This is a genomic window from Escherichia sp. E4736 (assembly GCF_005781225.1).
Classification (GTDB): Bacteria; Pseudomonadota; Gammaproteobacteria; order Enterobacterales; family Enterobacteriaceae; genus Escherichia.
The window spans coordinates 1-17,441 of record NZ_VATT01000016.1 but is presented as its reverse complement, the minus strand read 5'-3'; the positions used below and the strand labels follow the sequence as shown (position 1 = coordinate 17,441).

Here is a 17,441-nt window from a genome sequence, read left to right as displayed (position 1 = left end):
AAAAAAAACCATCCAAATCTGGATGGTTTTTCTTAAATCAGAGGGATTAGCTGCGCTGGCGAACCGCTTCAAATAAGCAAATTCCGGTCGCAACCGAAACGTTCAGCGAAGAAACACTTCCTGCCATTGGGATGCTGATCAACTCATCGCAATGTTCACGGGTCAGACGACGCATACCTTCACCTTCCGCGCCCATCACCAGCGCCAGTCGTCCGGTCATTTTGCTCTGATAGAGCGTATGATCCGCCTCGCCTGCCGTACCGACGATCCAGATGTTCTCTTCCTGCAACATACGCATGGTGCGCGCAAGGTTAGTCACCCGAATCAGCGGAACGCTTTCTGCCGCGCCGCAGGCTACTTTTTTCGCCGTGGCGTTGAGCTGTGCGGAGCGATCTTTCGGCACAATCACCGCATGAACGCCAGCGGCGTCCGCGCTACGCAGGCACGCACCGAGGTTGTGCGGATCGGTTACACCGTCGAGGATCAGCAGGAACGGTTGTTCGAGCGAAGCGATCAGATCCGGCAGATCGTTTTCCTGATACTGCCGTCCTGGTTTCACACGGGCGATAATGCCCTGATGCACGGCACCGTCGCTTTTCTCATCGAGATATTGGCGGTTTGCCAGCTGGATAACCACGCCCTGGGATTCAAGGGCGTGAATCAGCGGTAACAGACGTTTATCTTCACGGCCTTTTAAAATAAAGACTTCCTGAAAACGTTCAGGGGCGCGCTCCAGCAGGGCCTGCACTGCGTGGATGCCGTAAATCATTTCGCTCATTAATGTACTCGTTGTTTACGTTTTGCCTGATGCACTACGTTTATCCGGCCTACATGGTCCCTGCAATATATTGAATTTGCGTGATTATGTAGGCCGGATAAGGCGTTCACACCGCATCCGGCATGAACAAAGCGCATTTTGTCAGCAATCTAACCCTCTTCTGTTTGAAGAGGGTAATGATCACTCTGCCACTTTTTTCTTCGCCGCACGCTTCGCTTTGGTCGCTGCGGCTATTTTCTGCGTTTTAGCCGATGGCTTTTTCGCTTTTCTCGCATCTTTCTTCGCCGCTTTCGGCTTCGGTTTTTTCTCGCCACGGAAGGCACTGTCTGGCTCAAAGTTTACCTTTTTACCGACCTGACGACGCTTGCCGCCTTTTTTGCCTGCATCGCCTTTTTTCGCTTTCTCGCGCGCCGTTTTACCGACGTTGCGCGGTGCGCGTTCGCTGGAGATCAGGCTAAAGTCGATTTTGCGCTCGTCCATATTAACCGCTTCGACGCGAACTTCCACGCGATCGCCCAGGCGATAAGTCTGGCCGCTGGATTCGCCCATCAGGCGTTGCCCTACCTGGTCAAAGCGATAGTAGTCATTGTCCAGCGAAGAGACGTGGACCAGACCATCAATGAACAGGTCGTCGAGACGAACAAAGAAGCCAAAACCAGTGACGCTGGCAATAACGCCTTTAAAGACGTTGCCCACCTGGTCGAGCATGAAGTCACACTTCAGCCAGTCAGCCACATCGCGCGTTGCTTCGTCGGCACGACGTTCCGCCATCGAACAGTGCTGACCCAGTTGCAGCATCTCTTCCATCGAATAATGGTAGCCGCCGGTTTCAGTGGTGTTGCCCTGATGCCCCTGCTCTTTCGCCAGCAGATACTTAATGGCGCGGTGCAGCGTCAGGTCAGGATAACGACGAATCGGCGAAGTAAAGTGCGCATAGGACTGCAATGCCAGACCAAAGTGACCACGGTTTTCCGGATCGTAAATCGCCTGTTTCATCGAGCGCAGCAGCATGGTTTGCAGCATTTCTGCATCAGGACGATCGGCAACCGACTCCAGCAGCTCCGCGTAGTCACGCGGTTCCGGCTTGTTGCCGCCCGGCAGTTCCAGCCCCAGCTCCGCCAGCACTGAACGGAAAGAGGTAATAGCCTCGGTGCTCGGCTTGTCGTGAATACGGAACAGTGCCGGTTCTTTGGCTTTCTCAACGAAACGCGCCGCCGAGATATTCGCCAGAATCATACACTCTTCAATTAACTTGTGTGCGTCGTTACGCTGGGTCTGTTCGATACGCTCAATACGGCGTTCAGCGTTGAAAATAAACTTCGCTTCTTCGCTCTCAAACGAGATCCCACCGCGTTCTTCACGGGCTTTATCCAGCACTTTATAGAGGTTATGCAACTCTTCGAGATGCTTAACCAGCGGGGCGTACTGCTCGCGCAGATCCTGATCGCCCTGCAGAATATGCCAGACTTTGGTGTAGGTCAGACGCGCGTGAGAGCTCATCACCGCTTCATAGAATTTGTAGCCAGTCAGGCGGCCTTTCGACGAAATTGTCATCTCGCACACCATACACAGGCGGTCTACCTGCGGGTTGAGCGAGCACAGGCCGTTAGAGAGCACTTCCGGCAGCATCGGGATAACCTGCGAAGGGAAATACACCGACGTACCACGGTTACGCGCTTCGCTGTCCAGCGGTGTTGGCGGACGCACATAGTAGCTGACGTCGGCAATCGCGACCCATAAACGCCAACCGCCGCCGCGTTTTTTCTCGCAGTAAACTGCATCGTCAAAGTCACGGGCATCTTCGCCATCAATGGTGACCAGCGGTAAATCGCGCAGATCGACACGACCCGCTTTTGCTTCTTCCGGCACTTCTTCTTTCAGCCCGGCAACCTGTTGCTCAACAGCCTGCGGCCAGATGTACGGAATTTCATGGGTACGCAGAGCGATATCAACCGCCATGCCGGTGCCCATATTGTCGCCCAGCACTTCGACGATTTTACCCACCGCTTTGGTACGGCGAGTCGGGCGTTGGGTCAGTTCAACAACCACCACAAAGCCCATCCGCGCGCCCATGATCTGATCGGGCGGGATTAAAATATCGAAGCTCAGACGGCTGTCGTCAGGAACCACAAAGCCGACGCCCGCTTCGGTAAAGTAGCGACCAACAATCTGGCTGGTTTTTGGCACCAGTACGCGAACAATACGCGCTTCACGACGACCTTTACGGTCAGCGCCCAGCGGCTGCGCCAGCACCTGATCGCCATGAATGCAGGTTTTCATCTGCTCGCTGGAGAGATACAAATCATCTTTACGTCCTTCAACCCGCAGAAAGCCGTAGCCATCACGGTGGCCAATAACGGTACCTTTCACCAGGTCGAGGCGTTCCGGCAGCGCATAGCACTGACGGCGAGTGAAGACCAGTTGACCATCGCGCTCCATCGCGCGCAGGCGGCGACGCAGGCCTTCAAGCTGCTCTTCGCCTTCAATGTGCAGTTCTACCGCCAGCTCATCACGGCTGGCCGGTTTTTCACGTTTGGTTAAATGTTCGAGGATAAATTCCCGACTAGGGATGGGATTCGCGTATTTTTCAGCTTCGCGTTCCTGGAAAGGATCTTGTGACATCTCGGTTCCTCCGTTGTCATCTCTGATGAAGATTTTCGTCACTCCACCAGCAATAATTTATAAAGCGGTTGATTCTCTTCAACCAAATCGGCAAGCGTGTAGTTATCCAGTTCCGTAAGAAAACTTTGCACGGCCTTAGAAAGTGCCTGTTTCAACCGACAGGCAGGTGTAATGTGGCAAAACTCACTACTGCAATTCACCAGCGATAAAGGTTCCAGCTCGCGCACCACATCACCAATACGTATCGCACTCGCCGGTTTACCCAGGCGAATGCCGCCATTTTTTCCACGAACAGCAGTCACGTAGCCGGCACGACTAAGTTGATTGATTATTTTGACCATATGATTACGGGAGACGCCGTAGACGTCAGTCACTTCAGAAATACTGGTCATCCGCCCTTCTGGCAATGATGCCATGTAGATCAGCGCACGTAATCCGTAATCAGTGAAACTCGTTAACTGCACATCAACCTCAAAAAAGGGAAATCGGGAAAAAATACATTTATATTGATGATAAACCAGCCACAAGCTGTGTCGCTAATTTATTTCAGTTTGGGGAAGGAAAAAAGCGAGGATTTAACACTGTGTCGGATAGCGTAATGGCTTACCCGACACAGCAATGTATCACACTGTTAGCCCAGCAGGCAAAATATCTGCCGGGCGTCCCAGAATTACGCGTCGAACGGGTCGCGCAGAATCATGGTTTCAGTACGATCCGGGCCGGTAGAGATGATATCTATCGGTACGCCGGTCAGCTCTTCAATGCGCTTGATGTAGTTCAGCGCCGCCTGCGGCAGGCCGCTACGATCTTTCACGCCGAAGGTGGATTCAGACCAGCCTGGCATGGTTTCGTAAATCGGCTCAACACCTTTCCAGTCGTCAGCTGCCAGCGGAGTGGTAGTCACTTCGCGACCATCCGGCATACGGTAAGCCACGCAGAGTTTCACCTCTTTCAGACCATCCAGAACGTCCAGTTTGGTCAGGCAGAAGCCAGACAGGGAGTTCAGCTGTACCGCACGACGAACGGCAACGGTATCCAGCCAGCCGGTACGACGACGACGACCTGTAGTTGCGCCGAATTCGTTACCCTGCTTGCAGAGGAACTCGCCAGTTTCATCAAACAGTTCGGTCGGGAACGGACCTGCACCTACACGAGTGGAGTAAGCTTTGAGGATACCCAGAACGTAATCAACATAACGCGGGCCCAGGCCGGAACCGGTCGCCACGCCACCAGCAGTGGTGTTGGAAGAAGTTACGTACGGATAAGTACCGTGGTCGATATCCAGCAGCGTACCCTGCGCACCTTCGAACATGACGAAATCGCCACGCTGACGCGCCTGGTCGAGCAGGTCAGAAACATCAACCACCATAGAAGTCAGGATGTCGGCAACTGCCATCGTATCATCCAGAACCTTCTGGTAATCAACCGCTTCAGCTTTGTAGTAGTTAACCAACTGGAAGTTGTGATATTCCATCACTTCTTTCAGTTTTTCAGCGAAGGTTTCTTTATCGAAAAGGTCGCCAACACGCAGACCACGACGAGCCACTTTATCTTCATAAGCAGGCCCGATACCACGACCGGTGGTGCCGATCGCTTTCGCGCCACGTGCTTTCTCACGCGCGTTATCCAGCGCAACGTGATAATCAAGGATCAGCGGACATGCTTCAGACAGCAGTAGACGCTCACGAACGGGGATGCCACGGTCTTCCAGTTCTTTCATCTCTTTCATCAGCGCGGCCGGAGACAGCACAACACCGTTACCGATGATGCTGGTTACATTCTCGCGGAGAATACCTGATGGAATAAGATGGAGAACGGTTTTTTCACCGTTGATTACGAGAGTATGGCCTGCGTTGTGACCGCCCTGGTAGCGTACAACATATTTAGCCCGTTCAGTCAGAAGATCGACGATCTTACCTTTACCTTCGTCACCCCATTGGGTGCCCAGTACGACGACGTTGTTACCCATTTTTCAAAATCACCGTTTGCTTAAAAATGGATTCTACCATCGCTTTTTCAGAGTTACAGCACTTTTTGCATCCAAAAATGACCTTAGTCAGCCTATTTTTTGCTCAGCCAATCGTTTTCCTCAACATGTAGTAGACCACAACGCCCGCAACCACAAGTCCACCGCCAAAACGACGTAAAATATTATCGGGTAAATTAGTCATTGCGGAGATCATCTTCTTCCATGCCTTCGGGTAAAGCATCGGCCCTAAACCTTCCAAGACTAAAACCAGGGCAAGCGCCAGCCAGATTGTCGAATTCATTCATTATCCTTATAGAAAAAGAAAACCACCGACATCCCTGAGGATGCGGTGGCTTTATTGACCTGTACCGCGGTCGTTATCTTAACGCGTCGCGGAACTCGGCGTCTTCATGTAGCGGAAGAAATCGCTGTCCGGGCTCATGACCATCACGTCCTGATTGCCAGAGAAGCTGTTCTCATAAGCACGCAGGCTACGAATGAATGCGTAGAAGTCCGGATCCTTGCTGAATGCGTCTGCAAACAGCTTGGCAGCTTCGGCATCACCTTCACCGCGCATGATACGGCCCTGACGCTCAGCTTCTGCCAGCGTTCTGGTCACTTCATAGTCGGCAGTCGCACGCAGTTTTTCTGCTTCTTCCTGACCTTGTGAACGATGACGACGCGCTACCGCTTCACGCTCGGCGCGCATACGGTTGTAGATCGCTTCAGACACTTCGGTCGGCAGGTTGATCTGCTTGATACGCACATCGACAACTTCAATACCCAGCGCCGCCATACTGTTCGGGTTGATGACCGGAACTTTGCCCTTCGTCTCAGCCGTTACGCGCTCTGCCGCTTCGGCAATGGCGTTATCTGCTGCCGGGGTAGTAACTTCATCTTCTGTACCCGCAGAACCAGAGTTCAGCGCGTCACGCACTTCCAGGGTCAGACGACCACGGGAATCGGTGACGATGTCTTTCACGTCCAGGCGACCAATTTCAGAACGCAGACGGTCCGAGAACTTACGTTTCAACAGCACTTCCGCTTGCGAAATGTCGCCACCGCCCGTTGCCAGGTAGTAACGGCTGAAATCGCTGATGCGCCATTTGATGTAAGAGTCGACGATCAGGTCTTTCTTCTCTTTGGTCACAAAGCGGTCGGCCTGGTTGTCCATGGTCTGAATACGCGCGTCGAGCATTTTCACCGTTTCAATGAACGGTATCTTGAAATGCAGACCCGGCTCATAAACCAGAGGTTTGTTGTCATCGTCACGCAGTACCTTACCAAAACGCAGCGTAATACCGCGCTCACCTTCTTTGACGACAAAGACAGACATGTAAAGCACTACCAGCACGATGATGATAATCGCGATAACTGACTTACGCATCGTTATTCCCCCTGACGCTGGTAGTCGTTACGCTGCGCGTTGGCGCGGCGTTGGTCCATAATATCGCCCTGACTGGTGGACGACGTGTTGCTTGCTCCACTGGTTGTGGAGGAAGAGGCTGGCGGCAGACGCAGCAGATTGCTGGCACCGTTATCGCTCTTCGCCGCAGGGGCGTTACCACCTTTCAGCATCTGGTCTAACGGCAGAACCATCAGGTTGCCACCTTTATCGTTAACCAGCACTTTGCGGGTGTTACCCAACACTTTTTCCATCGTCTCGATATACAGACGCTCGCGAGTAATTTCCGGCGCGGCTTTATATTCCGGCAGAAGTTTAGCAAAGCGCGCCACTTCACCCTGAGCTTCCAGGATGGTCTGGGCCTTATACGCACGCGCCTCTTCGAGGATACGTTGCGCCTGACCGTTCGCACGCGGCTGAACTTCGTTGGTATACGCTTCTGCTTCACGAATGTATTGCTGTTCGTTTTCACGCGCGGCAATCGCATCATCAAACGCCGCTTTTACTTCTTCCGGCGGACGAGCAGCCTGGAAGTTGACGTCGAGCAGCGTGATACCCATGTCATACGGGCGGATAGTCTCTTCCAGTTCGCGCTGAGTATCGCTACGAATCACGGTACGACCTTCCGTCAGAATGCGGTCCATGGTGTATTTACCGATAACCCCACGCAGGGCGCTGTCGGTAGCCTGACGCAGGCTGTCATCCGGGCTGGTCACGCTATACAGATATTTTTCCGGATTGGTGACGCGGTACTGCACGTTCATCTCAACGCGCACTACGTTTTCATCGGACGTCAGCATCACACCGGAAGCGGCCAGTTCACGCACGGCTTCCACGTTCACCGGTTTGACTTCGTCGATAAACGTCGGTTTCCAGTTCAGACCCGGCTCAACCAGATGGCTGAATTTGCCAAAGCGTGTTACCACGCCGCGTTCGGCTTCTTTAATGGTGTAGAAACCACTGGCCGCCCAGATAATGACAATCGCTGCCGCTGCGATGGTAACGACACGACCGCCAAGCTGCGGGCGCGGGCCTTGCGATGAACTGCCACCGCCAGAACCAGTGCCTTTACCGCCGCCCAGACCACCGAGCTTTTTGCTCAGTTTGCGGAAGATATCATCTAAATCAGGTGGCCCTTGATCGCGACCGCCTTTGTTTCCATTTCCCTCAGAGTTGCCGCCAGGTTTGCTGCTTCCCCACGGGTCGCGGTCTTGTCCGTTATTACCGGGCTGATTCCACGCCATGTTTGTGCTCCATATTTGTTATGCGGTGATCCCTGTTGTCTTTCGACGCCAGAGGATATGACTCCACGCTTCAGACGCTACGCCGTTAGATCAGGTAATCGATCAACGCCGGTTCTTGTTTACAGAGGCGACGCCAGTCAACGATCGGCATACGAACTTGCAGACTTACGCTGCCGTCCTCCTCCATCCACTCTTTTTCTATTGCCTGAAGCTGATAAAAACGACTTCTCAGACGCCCTTCCTGCGGCGGCAGACGCAATGTATGCTGCGCCACCTCGCCGGAAAGCCGCTCCGTCAAAGCCTGAAAAAGCTGTGGTATCCCCGCTCCGGTCTGTGCGGAAAGCCAGACACGGATCGGTTTGTTCTCTTCGTCCCGATCAATACGCGGTTCGAAATCTTCCAGCATATCGATCTTGTTCATCACCAGCAGAGTTGGGATCTCGTGAGCATCGATCTCTTCAAGAACCGTATTCACCGCTTCGATGTTTTCTTGTACACGCACATCTGCCGCATCAATGACGTGCAGCAGCAATGTGGCTTGCCGCGTCTCTTGTAACGTGGCTTTAAATGCCGCCACCAGATCGTGCGGCAGGTGGCGAATAAACCCTACGGTATCTGCCAGCACGGTTTCACCGACATCTGCGACGTCAATACGCCGCAACGTCGGGTCGAGGGTGGCAAACAACTGGTCTGCCGCGTAGACCCGCGCTTCGGTGATGCGATTGAAAAGGGTAGATTTACCGGCGTTGGTATATCCCACCAGCGAAACAGTAGGGACGTCGGCTTTGATACGTGATTGCCGCCCCTGCTCACGCTGCTTTTCAACTCTTTCCAGGCGCGACTGTATCTGCACGATGCGATTACGCAACAAACGACGGTCGGTTTCGAGCTGGGTTTCACCCGGACCACGCAAACCTATCCCGCCTTTCTGTCTTTCAAGGTGGGTCCAGCCACGCACCAGGCGCGTAGCCAGATGGCGCAGCTGCGCCAGCTCAACCTGCAACTTACCCTCATGGGTACGCGCACGTTGGGCGAAAATATCTAAAATAAGGCCGGTGCGGTCGATAACACGACACTCGCACAAACGCTCCAGGTTACGCTCCTGCGCCGGGCTCAGGGCATGGTCAAAAAGAACGACCGAAGCTCCCGTCGCTTTTACGGCTTCCGCAATTTCAACTGCTTTACCTTCACCTACAAAATACTTTGGGTGCGGCGCTTTACGGCTACCGGTAATCACCTGCAATGCTTCGACACCGGCGGAAGAAACCAGAGATTCAAACTCCTGGAGGTCTTCCATATCTTTGTCTTGCGTAAAATAGATGTGTACCAGTACCGCCTGCTCACCAGCATCATAACGGTCAAACAAGCGTATAACCCTCTAAATAGATCAGCGGGGAACGCAGGATCGCTGGCTCCCCGTGTAAAAAAAACAGCCCGAAACCTTATTCGGTTTCTTCGCTGTCCTGTTGCGCGGAAGTATTCTGCGCGCTGCTACCATGATGGTAGTTACTGCTGGTACCGCCACCGGCGTTGTTACTGTGATGAGAAACCGGGCGAGACGGGACAACAGTAGAAATCGCGTGCTTATAAACCATCTGGCTGACCGTGTTTTTCAACAGGATCACGAACTGATCAAAAGACTCGATTTGTCCTTGCAGCTTAATACCATTCACCAAATAAATAGAAACTGGAACACGTTCCCGACGCAGTGCGTTCAGGAACGGATCTTGTAAAGATTGCCCCTTAGCCATTCTCTCTTTTCCTTATATGCTTATTTGTACTTTGAACCTTTCGATTCTGAAAAAATTGCGCACGATACGTCTCAATTGTACACATTCAGCCTGCGATAGCACCAACAACCTGTAATACTTCGTCACGCGCCTGTTCTGGTTTTTCACTGTCAAGCCAGTGAACTCCTTCCCAACCACGCAGCCAGGTTATCTGCCGCTTCGCCAACTGTCTCGTGGCGCAAACACCTCGATAAACCATTTCATCGTATGAGATTTCGCCTTCAAGGTAAGACCACATCTGGCGATAACCCACGCAACGAATGGAAGGCAAATCCGTATGCAAATCTCCTCGGGCAAAAAGCGCCCGGACTTCTGCTTCAAAACCTGAAGCCAACATCTGATGAAAACGCTGCTCAATTCGTTGATGGAGCAGTTCACGGCTCACCGGGGCGATGGCGAACTGATGCACCTGATACGGTAGAGCGTCTCCTGACGTTTGCGTCAGTTCCGTTAAAGTTTTACCCGAAATGAAAAAAACTTCCAGTGCTCGGGAAAGCCTTTGTGGATCATTTGGATGAATCCTTGCTGCCGCAACCGGATCGATCTCCTGAAGTTGACGATGCAATGACTCCCAACCTTGCTCTGCCGCCTGTTGCTCAATTCTGGCCCGTACTTCCGGGTCCGCCGACGGTAGCGGCGACAACCCTTCCAGCAATGCCTTGAAATACAACATCGTACCGCCCACTAACAGTGGGATCCGCCCCGCCGCCGTGATATCGGCCATCTCCGCCAGCGCATCGCGGCGAAAATCAGCGGCCGAGTAAGCCTGCGACGGATCGCGAATATCCAGCAATCGGTGCGGCGCGGCGAGTAATTCTTCAGCGTTCGGCTTCGCCGTCCCGATATCCATCCCTTTGTAAATAAGGGCAGAATCAACGCTTATCAACTCTACTGGTAAAATTTTACGCAGCTCAATAGCTAACGCCGTTTTACCGGAGGCCGTCGGCCCCATCAAAAAAATCGCCTTAGGCAGGCTCGCCTTACTGATATCACTCATCTTTCAGGGCTTTTATCGCCGGATGTAAATCAACAGATTGTAACAGACCACCCGGCGGCGTTTTCACAAGCTGCGGACATAACCGTTCTACGTCCGTCAGCAGGGTAATGGCCTGTGCCATTGACCACTGCGCATGTTCGCTCATCAGATTTCGTGCAATCCACTGCGCAATATTGCCAGGTTCGAATACGGACTGCTTCGCCAGGTAGCCTATCAGTTCAGGAATCAAGATTTGTAAATTTTGTTGGCGTAAGGGTAAAGGCACGGCCCTGATGGTCACATGCTGCGCATCGGACTGAAATTCAATACCCAATTCCGCCAGTGCAGACTGCGCTTTTTCTAAGGCCGCTCTTTCTTCACCAGAGACTTTTAGCCGCAGCGGAATAAGCAGCGGCTGAGCGCAGACCGGCGCATCTCCCGGCGTTAACTGCGCCTGACGTAACCAGCGCTCCGCCACCGGCAGGGCTAAAAGTGAAATATTGCCGTCACGTTCTAGTAGCGCACAGTCCGAATGGACGATAGTCAACACCCGACCAAAGCTTTGACCATTCGCAGCCAGCGTAAGTTCCTGCGATTCTTGCACTTTTGGTTTGTGCATCGCTGCAGGCGTTTGCAAAAGCTGGCGATACACATCGCCTTGCTGTTTCTGGTAGCCCGGTTGCGCGTTCGGCCACGGGGCGGCCTGACGGCTACCGCTACTTGCAGCAGGCGCAGGAGATGAAGACGGAGAGTAACGCGGAGCCACTGGCTCACGAACTGCCGGTTCAGCAAAGTGATTACGCCCTGCTGCCACGCGGTTTTCGGGTATATGGCGCGGTGCTGACTGGGCGTTATCTTCCAACGGCAAAGGCGTTTCCAGCTGCTGTTGCAGCACGCTCAGCACGCCCTGATAGATAAAGTCATGCACCAGACGCGACTGATGGAAACGCACTTCGTGTTTGGCGGGGTGTACGTTGACGTCCACCTGATGCGGGTCGATCTCCAGATATAGCACAAATGCCGGTTGCTGATCGGCCCCCAGTTTGTCTTCGCAGGCCTGGCGGATCGCGTGATTGATCAGGCGATCGCGCATCATGCGACCATTCACGTAGCAATACTGAATTTCCGCCAGTGCGGGCGTGATGTGATTCGGATCGGCCACCCAGCCGCGCAGCGTGAGATCGCCGTGTTGCCATTCAATCGCCAGCGCATGTTCGAGAAAAGCGGTGCCGCAAATCGCCCCTAAACGGCGTTCTTTTTGCCCGCCTTCCGGCACTGCGCGGTACTGGCGTACGATTTTTCCGTTATGCGACAGGTTGATAGTGACGTCGAAACGCGCCAGCGCAATGCGGCGGATGATTTCATCGATATGGTTAAATTCAGTTTTCTCAGTGCGCAGGAATTTGCGCCGCGCCGGGGTATTGTAGAACAGGTCCAGCACTTCCAGCGTCGTTCCCACCGGATGGGCCGCCGGTTTTACCGTCACGTCCATATCGCGGCCTTCGGCATAAGCCTGCCAGGCCTCCTGCTGCTCCGCGGTACGCGAAGTGAGCGTCAGACGGGAAACCGAACTGATACTCGCCAGCGCCTCACCGCGAAAGCCCAGGCTGATAATGGCTTCGAGATCGTCCAGAGAGGCGATTTTACTGGTGGCATGACGCGCGAGCGCCAGCGCCAGCTCATCTTTTTTGATACCGCAGCCGTTATCACGAATGCGGATAAGTTTCGCCCCACCGCGTTCGATATCAATATCGATACGCGTCGCGCCCGCATCGAGGCTGTTTTCCACCAGTTCTTTGACTACCGACGCAGGTCGCTCGACCACCTCACCTGCGGCAATCTGGTTCGCCAGTTGTGGCGGTAAGACCTGAATTGGCATCAATAATCCTTAGTTTGGCAGCGTGCGATCTGGCGTCGTCACCGTACTGGCAGTTTGTGCCGTTGCACCCTGCGGCGCAGACTGCATTGGATGCGCAAGGAAGTAATTGCGCAGGCCGTTGTAAATGGCTTCTGCCAGTTGTTGTTGGTAATCGTCGCTCGCCAGCAAACGTTCTTCGCTGTTATTGCTGATAAAACCAGTTTCGACCAGTACTGACGGGATATCCGGCGAACGCAGAACCCCGAGACTGGCGTGTTCTGGTCGGCGTTTATGAATTTCGCCAATGCGTTGCAACTGACTGATCATATTGGTCGCCACATCATACCCTACCCGCTGGGAATGACCGAATTGTAAATCCAGCACCGCCTGGCTTAGGTACGGGTCGGCCTGACTGTTCGCCAGCACATCGCCCGCCCCGCCCAGCAGCTCCGACTGCTTCTCATGCTGTTCCAGCCAGCTTGCCATTTCGCTGTTGGCGCGACGGTTAGAGAGCACCCATACGGAGGCACCGGTGGCACTACGGTTTGGTGCGGCATCGGCATGAATCGACACAAGGAAATTGGCGTTTTGCTTACGTGCCACATCACTGCGCCCCATCACCGAGATAAAGTAATCCCCGTCACGGGTTAAAACGCCCTTAAACATCGGATCGTTATTGAGCAAGGTACGTAATTTACGCGCAATGGCGATGGTGACATTTTTCTCCCGCGTACCACCAGGGCCGATAGCGCCAGGGTCCTGACCGCCGTGTCCAGCATCAATAGCGATGACAATTTTATCGCCAGTGTTAGCCGTCGCGCGCGCTGCCGGACGCGTTACCGTATTGCTGCTGATAACACCCGTGGTACGGTTGCTTTCTGTTTTAAACGGATTGCGCGCCGGTTCGCTGACACGCGGGGCAACCACTGGCGGAGCCTCAACGCGTTTAGCAACCACAGGCGTTGGAGGGGGCGGGGGCGGTGGCGGCGCATCGGCATTAATCGTAAAGACAACGGTGTAATTGCTGCCATTCTGCCGCTTCACCGCTTCGGTTTTACCGTTTTCGGTAAGATCGACCACCAGCCGCAACGTTTGTGCATCTTTAGGCGTTCCAGAGCGAATCGCCTTCACCAGATTATTACCGCTGAACAACAACGGCAGCCCCTGAATCACGCCCGTTTGTTTGATATCGAGCGCCACGGTGCGTTTGCTTTGATGGCTAAACGCATAATCAGGATCGCCATTAAAACTTAACGTTATCCGCGCCTGTTGATTACCGTTAGAAACCTGAATATCAGAGAGCGTCGCGGCGCCAGCCTGCGCGCACAGCAGCACCAACGCCGCCACCAACCAATTTCTGATGCGATACATCATCCCGCCACCTTTTAAAGGTTAACCGGCTAAACGCGCCAGCAACAATTCACCCGCAGAGGAAACCGCACTCACGCGCGCCTCACGGCCTTGTGCCTGATAATCAATGTGTATTTCGACATCCGGGTCAGGAAGAACACCTGTACCTTGTTGTGGCCACTCCACCAGGCAGATGGCATCGTTGGCAAAATAGTCGCGGATCCCCATAAACTCCAGCTCCTCGGGATCGGCAAGGCGGTACAAATCAAAGTGATAAACCATTAAATTGTCGAGCGTATAGGGTTCGACCAGCGTATAAGTGGGGCTTTTGACATTACCCTGATGACCCAGAGCTTGTAAAAAGCCCCGGCTGAAGGTGGTTTTACCTGCGCCTAAATCGCCATACAGATAGATTACGGTTGCGCCATCGCAGGCTTTCGCTACCCGCTCGCCCAGGTCTAATGTTGCCTGCTCATCAGGGAGCGGAATTACTCGATTCATCATGGTTTTTATCAGTCACTTCCGGGTTAACAATACGCTGTAGCGTGGAAAAGAGATCGGTTGCCAGCATCCCGCGCGTACCAAAACGCGCTGCCAGTACGTCAGCTGCCGCACCGTGTGCGACACAGCCCGCGCACGCTGCATCATACGGCGATAATTTTTGCCCAAGCAATGCGCCAATAATACCAGAGAGCACATCGCCCATGCCGCCGCTCGCCATGCCTGCATTTCCGGCGTCAATAATACCTAAAGCGTCAGGATGTGCGGCGACCACGGTTCCGGCACCTTTCAGCACCGCTACGCCGCCATAACGTTGTACCAGACGTTGGGCGTAATGTAAGCGGTCACTTTCAATTTCAGCGACGGAACAGCCTAACAACCGCGCAGCCTCGCCAGGATGCGGCGTGATCACGCGATTGTGACGCTTATCGGGATTGATTGCCAGCAGGTTCAATGCATCGGCATCCCACAACATCGGTTTACGAAAATTCTCAACTTTTTGCAGGGCTTTTTTTCCCCATTCTTGCTGGCCCAAACCTGGGCCAATCACCACCACATCGGCCCATTCCAGGCTGTCTGTAAGAGAGTCCATAGTCAGTTCATGCACCATCAATTCCGGTCGTGCGGTCAGCAGCGGCGCAATGTTTTCACTGCGGGTCAGCACTCTGACCAAACCAGCGCCAGCACGCAGCGCCGCTTCTCCTGCCATACGAATAGCTCCTGCCGTGCCGTGATCGCCACCGATAATCACCAGCCGCCCGTGATCACCTTTATGCGAAGTCGGGCGACGCGGTTTCAGCCAGTGAGAAAGTTGTTCAGCAGAAAACCGTTGAATTTTCGTCTCCTGACCTGCCAGCCAGCTATCCAGCCCCAGAGAGTCAAAATGCAGTTGTCCGGTAACATCCCGCGCTTTCCCGGTGAGCAAGCCAGGTTTCAGCGCAATAAAGGTGATGGTGTGATCGGCGTTGATCACCGCACCTGGCGTGGCGCCGGTTTCCGCCAACAGGCCGGAAGGGATATCAACCGCCACAATCGGCGCGGGATGGGTATTAGCATGGTCGATTAATTGGCTAATAGATTCACGAGGCGCTTGCTGCAATCCAGTGCCGAGCAGCGCATCGACGATCAGATCCACCGACTCGGGCCAGACAATATTCGTCGCATGGATTTCGCCTCCCGCGTTTAACCATGCCTCGCGTGCCAGCGCGGCCTCTTCCGGCAACGGTTTGTCACTTTCCTGGGCCAGCAGCGTGACATCAATGCCGACCGCTTTTGCCAGCCGCGCGACCACGTAACCATCACCGCCGTTATTGCCGTGACCGCACAGCACCAGCCAGTGGCGGGCGTCAGGATAAGCCGCACGACACACCTGAAATGCGGCTTCGCCAGCGCGAAGCATCAGCTCATAGAGCGTTAGCCCCAGCGCATCTGCCGCCTCACGTTCGCCGCGGCGGATATCATCGGCGTGCCAGACGGTGTGTGGTATACTTACGGGGTTTTTCTTCATTGTATGGTCCGTCATGTCAGAGCCCCTCGATCTCAATCAGTTAGCGCAAAAAATTAAACAGTGGGGGCTGGAACTGGGCTTTCAGCAGGTAGGTATTACCAATACCGATCTCAGCGAGTCCGAGCCCAAACTGCAAGCATGGCTGGACAAACAGTACCACGGCGAAATGGACTGGATGGCGCGTCACGGTATGCTGCGCGCCCGCCCCCACGAGTTATTGCCCGGTACGCTGCGCGTGATCAGCGTGCGGATGAATTATCTTCCTGCCAACGCCGCATTTGCCAGCACGCTGAAAAATCCCAAACTCGGCTATGTTAGCCGTTATGCGCTGGGCCGTGACTATCACAAGCTTCTGCGCAACCGACTCAAAAAGCTGGGCGAGATGATTCAGCAACATTGTGTTTCGCTGAATTTTAGACCGTTTGTCGATTCTGCGCCTATTCTCGAGCGCCCGTTAGCTGAAAAAGCTGGACTTGGCTGGACAGGTAAGCACTCACTTATCCTCAATCGCGAGGCCGGTTCGTTCTTCTTTTTAGGTGAATTGCTGGTCGATATTCCTCTGCCCGTGGATCAACCGGTCGAGGAAGGATGCGGTAAATGCGTGGCCTGTATGACGATTTGCCCGACCGGCGCCATCGTCGAGCCATATACCGTCGATGCTCGCCGTTGTATTTCTTATCTGACGATTGAGCTGGAAGGGGCTATCCCGGAAGAGTTGCGACCGTTAATGGGAAACCGTATTTACGGCTGTGATGACTGTCAGCTTATCTGCCCGTGGAATCGCTATTCACAACTGACAACTGAAGACGATTTCAGCCCGCGCAAACCACTACACGCACCGGAACTCATTGAGCTTTTTGCATGGAGCGAAGAGAAATTCTTAAAAGTCACGGAAGGATCGGCGATTCGCCGTATAGGTCACCTGCGTTGGCTGCGTAATATCGCCATAGCATTAGGCAATGCGCCCTGGGATGAAGCGATTCTGACGGCGCTGGAAAGTCGTAAAGGTGAGCACCCACTTCTTGATGAGCATATAGCGTGGGCGATTGCGCAGCAAATTGAGAGACGAAATGCGTGCGTGGTCGAAGTGCAATTACCAAAAAAACAGCGTCTGGTTCGTGTAATTGAAAAGGGACTACCACGTGACGCCTGATTCATCCACAGCTTGTGAATAAAAATAAAAACGCATTGCAATTCAAGACGAATATCATCGTCAAGTGATCGATACGACAAAATACAATCTTAATTTTCAACTTATATATCAACAAGTTAAAAAATTACTATTCACCGTGCGAAGTTTTTCTGAAATTAAGATTACAGCCCGGACCTGTGGATAACTCTGTTTACAAGAGTTTGTCAGAGGCAACAAAAACCAGCAATAACGCATCGCGTCGCTGTGGATATTTTATTGGGGGAAGAATTTGGAGCGGGAAACGAGACT

The 17,441-nt window shown here is 53.6% G+C and carries 16 protein-coding genes; 1 reads left to right on the top strand and 15 read right to left on the bottom strand.

The window, feature by feature from the left end; all coding sequences use genetic code 11:
- Nucleotides 1-46 precede the first annotated feature (46 nt).
- The 14 genes from rlmB to nnr form a co-directional block, all read right to left on the bottom strand.
- The gene (gene rlmB, locus FEK46_RS12770; protein ID WP_001293284.1) at nt 47-778 is read right to left on the bottom strand and encodes a 23S rRNA (guanosine(2251)-2'-O)-methyltransferase RlmB; all 732 of its coding nucleotides are present in this window, start codon (nt 776-778) and stop codon (nt 47-49) included.
- A 180-nt stretch (nt 779-958) separates the two neighbouring features.
- Nucleotides 959-3,400 (bottom strand): ribonuclease R, encoded by a 2,442-nt coding sequence (gene rnr / locus FEK46_RS12765; protein ID WP_130216725.1) that lies wholly within the window; start codon nt 3,398-3,400, stop codon nt 959-961.
- 38 nt (nt 3,401-3,438) lie between these two features.
- Nucleotides 3,439-3,864: a nitric oxide-sensing transcriptional repressor NsrR gene (gene nsrR / locus FEK46_RS12760; protein WP_001177639.1), complete on the bottom strand. Its 426-nt coding sequence runs from the start codon at nt 3,862-3,864 to the stop codon at nt 3,439-3,441.
- A gap of 206 nt (nt 3,865-4,070) precedes the next feature.
- Nucleotides 4,071-5,369 carry an adenylosuccinate synthase gene (purA, locus tag FEK46_RS12755; protein WP_000527955.1) on the bottom strand — a complete coding sequence of 433 codons (1,299 nt, stop codon included), beginning with the start codon at nt 5,367-5,369 and terminating at the stop codon, nt 4,071-4,073.
- 103 nt (nt 5,370-5,472) lie between these two features.
- Entirely contained in the window at nt 5,473-5,670 is a 198-nt protein-coding gene (locus FEK46_RS12750; RefSeq protein WP_001089295.1) for a DUF2065 domain-containing protein, read from the bottom strand.
- Between the two features lie 81 nt (nt 5,671-5,751).
- Entirely contained in the window at nt 5,752-6,756 is a 1,005-nt protein-coding gene (gene hflC / locus FEK46_RS12745; RefSeq protein WP_001232411.1) for a protease modulator HflC, read from the bottom strand.
- A 2-nt stretch (nt 6,757-6,758) separates the two neighbouring features.
- The gene (gene hflK / locus FEK46_RS12740) at nt 6,759-8,018 is read right to left on the bottom strand and encodes an FtsH protease activity modulator HflK (protein ID WP_000312488.1); all 1,260 of its coding nucleotides are present in this window, start codon (nt 8,016-8,018) and stop codon (nt 6,759-6,761) included.
- Nucleotides 8,019-8,103: 85 nt separating this feature from the next.
- Nucleotides 8,104-9,384, bottom strand: coding sequence for a ribosome rescue GTPase HflX (gene hflX / locus FEK46_RS12735; protein WP_000460360.1), 1,281 nt, complete (start codon nt 9,382-9,384; stop codon nt 8,104-8,106).
- Nucleotides 9,385-9,460: 76 nt separating this feature from the next.
- On the bottom strand, nt 9,461-9,769 hold the full coding sequence (gene hfq / locus FEK46_RS12730; RefSeq protein ID WP_001051883.1) for an RNA chaperone Hfq: 309 nt from the start codon (nt 9,767-9,769) through the stop codon (nt 9,461-9,463).
- Between the two features lie 85 nt (nt 9,770-9,854).
- Nucleotides 9,855-10,805: a tRNA (adenosine(37)-N6)-dimethylallyltransferase MiaA gene (miaA, locus tag FEK46_RS12725; protein ID WP_135560201.1), complete on the bottom strand. Its 951-nt coding sequence runs from the start codon at nt 10,803-10,805 to the stop codon at nt 9,855-9,857.
- Nucleotides 10,798-12,663 (bottom strand): DNA mismatch repair endonuclease MutL, encoded by a 1,866-nt coding sequence (gene mutL, locus FEK46_RS12720; RefSeq protein ID WP_130259516.1) that lies wholly within the window; start codon nt 12,661-12,663, stop codon nt 10,798-10,800. Before mutL ends, miaA begins: the two co-directional genes overlap by 8 nt.
- 9 nt (nt 12,664-12,672) lie before the next feature.
- On the bottom strand, nt 12,673-14,016 hold the full coding sequence (amiB, locus tag FEK46_RS12715) for an N-acetylmuramoyl-L-alanine amidase AmiB (RefSeq protein WP_135560202.1): 1,344 nt from the start codon (nt 14,014-14,016) through the stop codon (nt 12,673-12,675).
- Between the two features lie 18 nt (nt 14,017-14,034).
- On the bottom strand, nt 14,035-14,496 hold the full coding sequence (gene tsaE, locus FEK46_RS12710; protein WP_000981977.1) for a tRNA (adenosine(37)-N6)-threonylcarbamoyltransferase complex ATPase subunit type 1 TsaE: 462 nt from the start codon (nt 14,494-14,496) through the stop codon (nt 14,035-14,037).
- Nucleotides 14,468-16,015 carry a bifunctional ADP-dependent NAD(P)H-hydrate dehydratase/NAD(P)H-hydrate epimerase gene (nnr, locus tag FEK46_RS12705; protein WP_130259514.1) on the bottom strand — a complete coding sequence of 516 codons (1,548 nt, stop codon included), beginning with the start codon at nt 16,013-16,015 and terminating at the stop codon, nt 14,468-14,470. The genes tsaE and nnr overlap by 29 nt, the downstream gene beginning before the upstream one ends.
- Here nnr and queG point away from each other — a divergent pair.
- Nucleotides 16,014-17,153 (top strand): tRNA epoxyqueuosine(34) reductase QueG, encoded by a 1,140-nt coding sequence (gene queG / locus FEK46_RS12700; protein WP_135560203.1) that lies wholly within the window; start codon nt 16,014-16,016, stop codon nt 17,151-17,153. The genes nnr and queG overlap by 2 nt on opposite strands.
- Here queG and FEK46_RS12695 read toward each other — a convergent pair.
- Complete coding sequence (locus tag FEK46_RS12695) at nt 17,136-17,189, bottom strand: hypothetical protein (protein ID WP_100699686.1); 54 nt, start codon at nt 17,187-17,189, stop codon at nt 17,136-17,138. The genes queG and FEK46_RS12695 overlap by 18 nt on opposite strands.
- Nucleotides 17,190-17,441 lie beyond the last annotated feature (252 nt).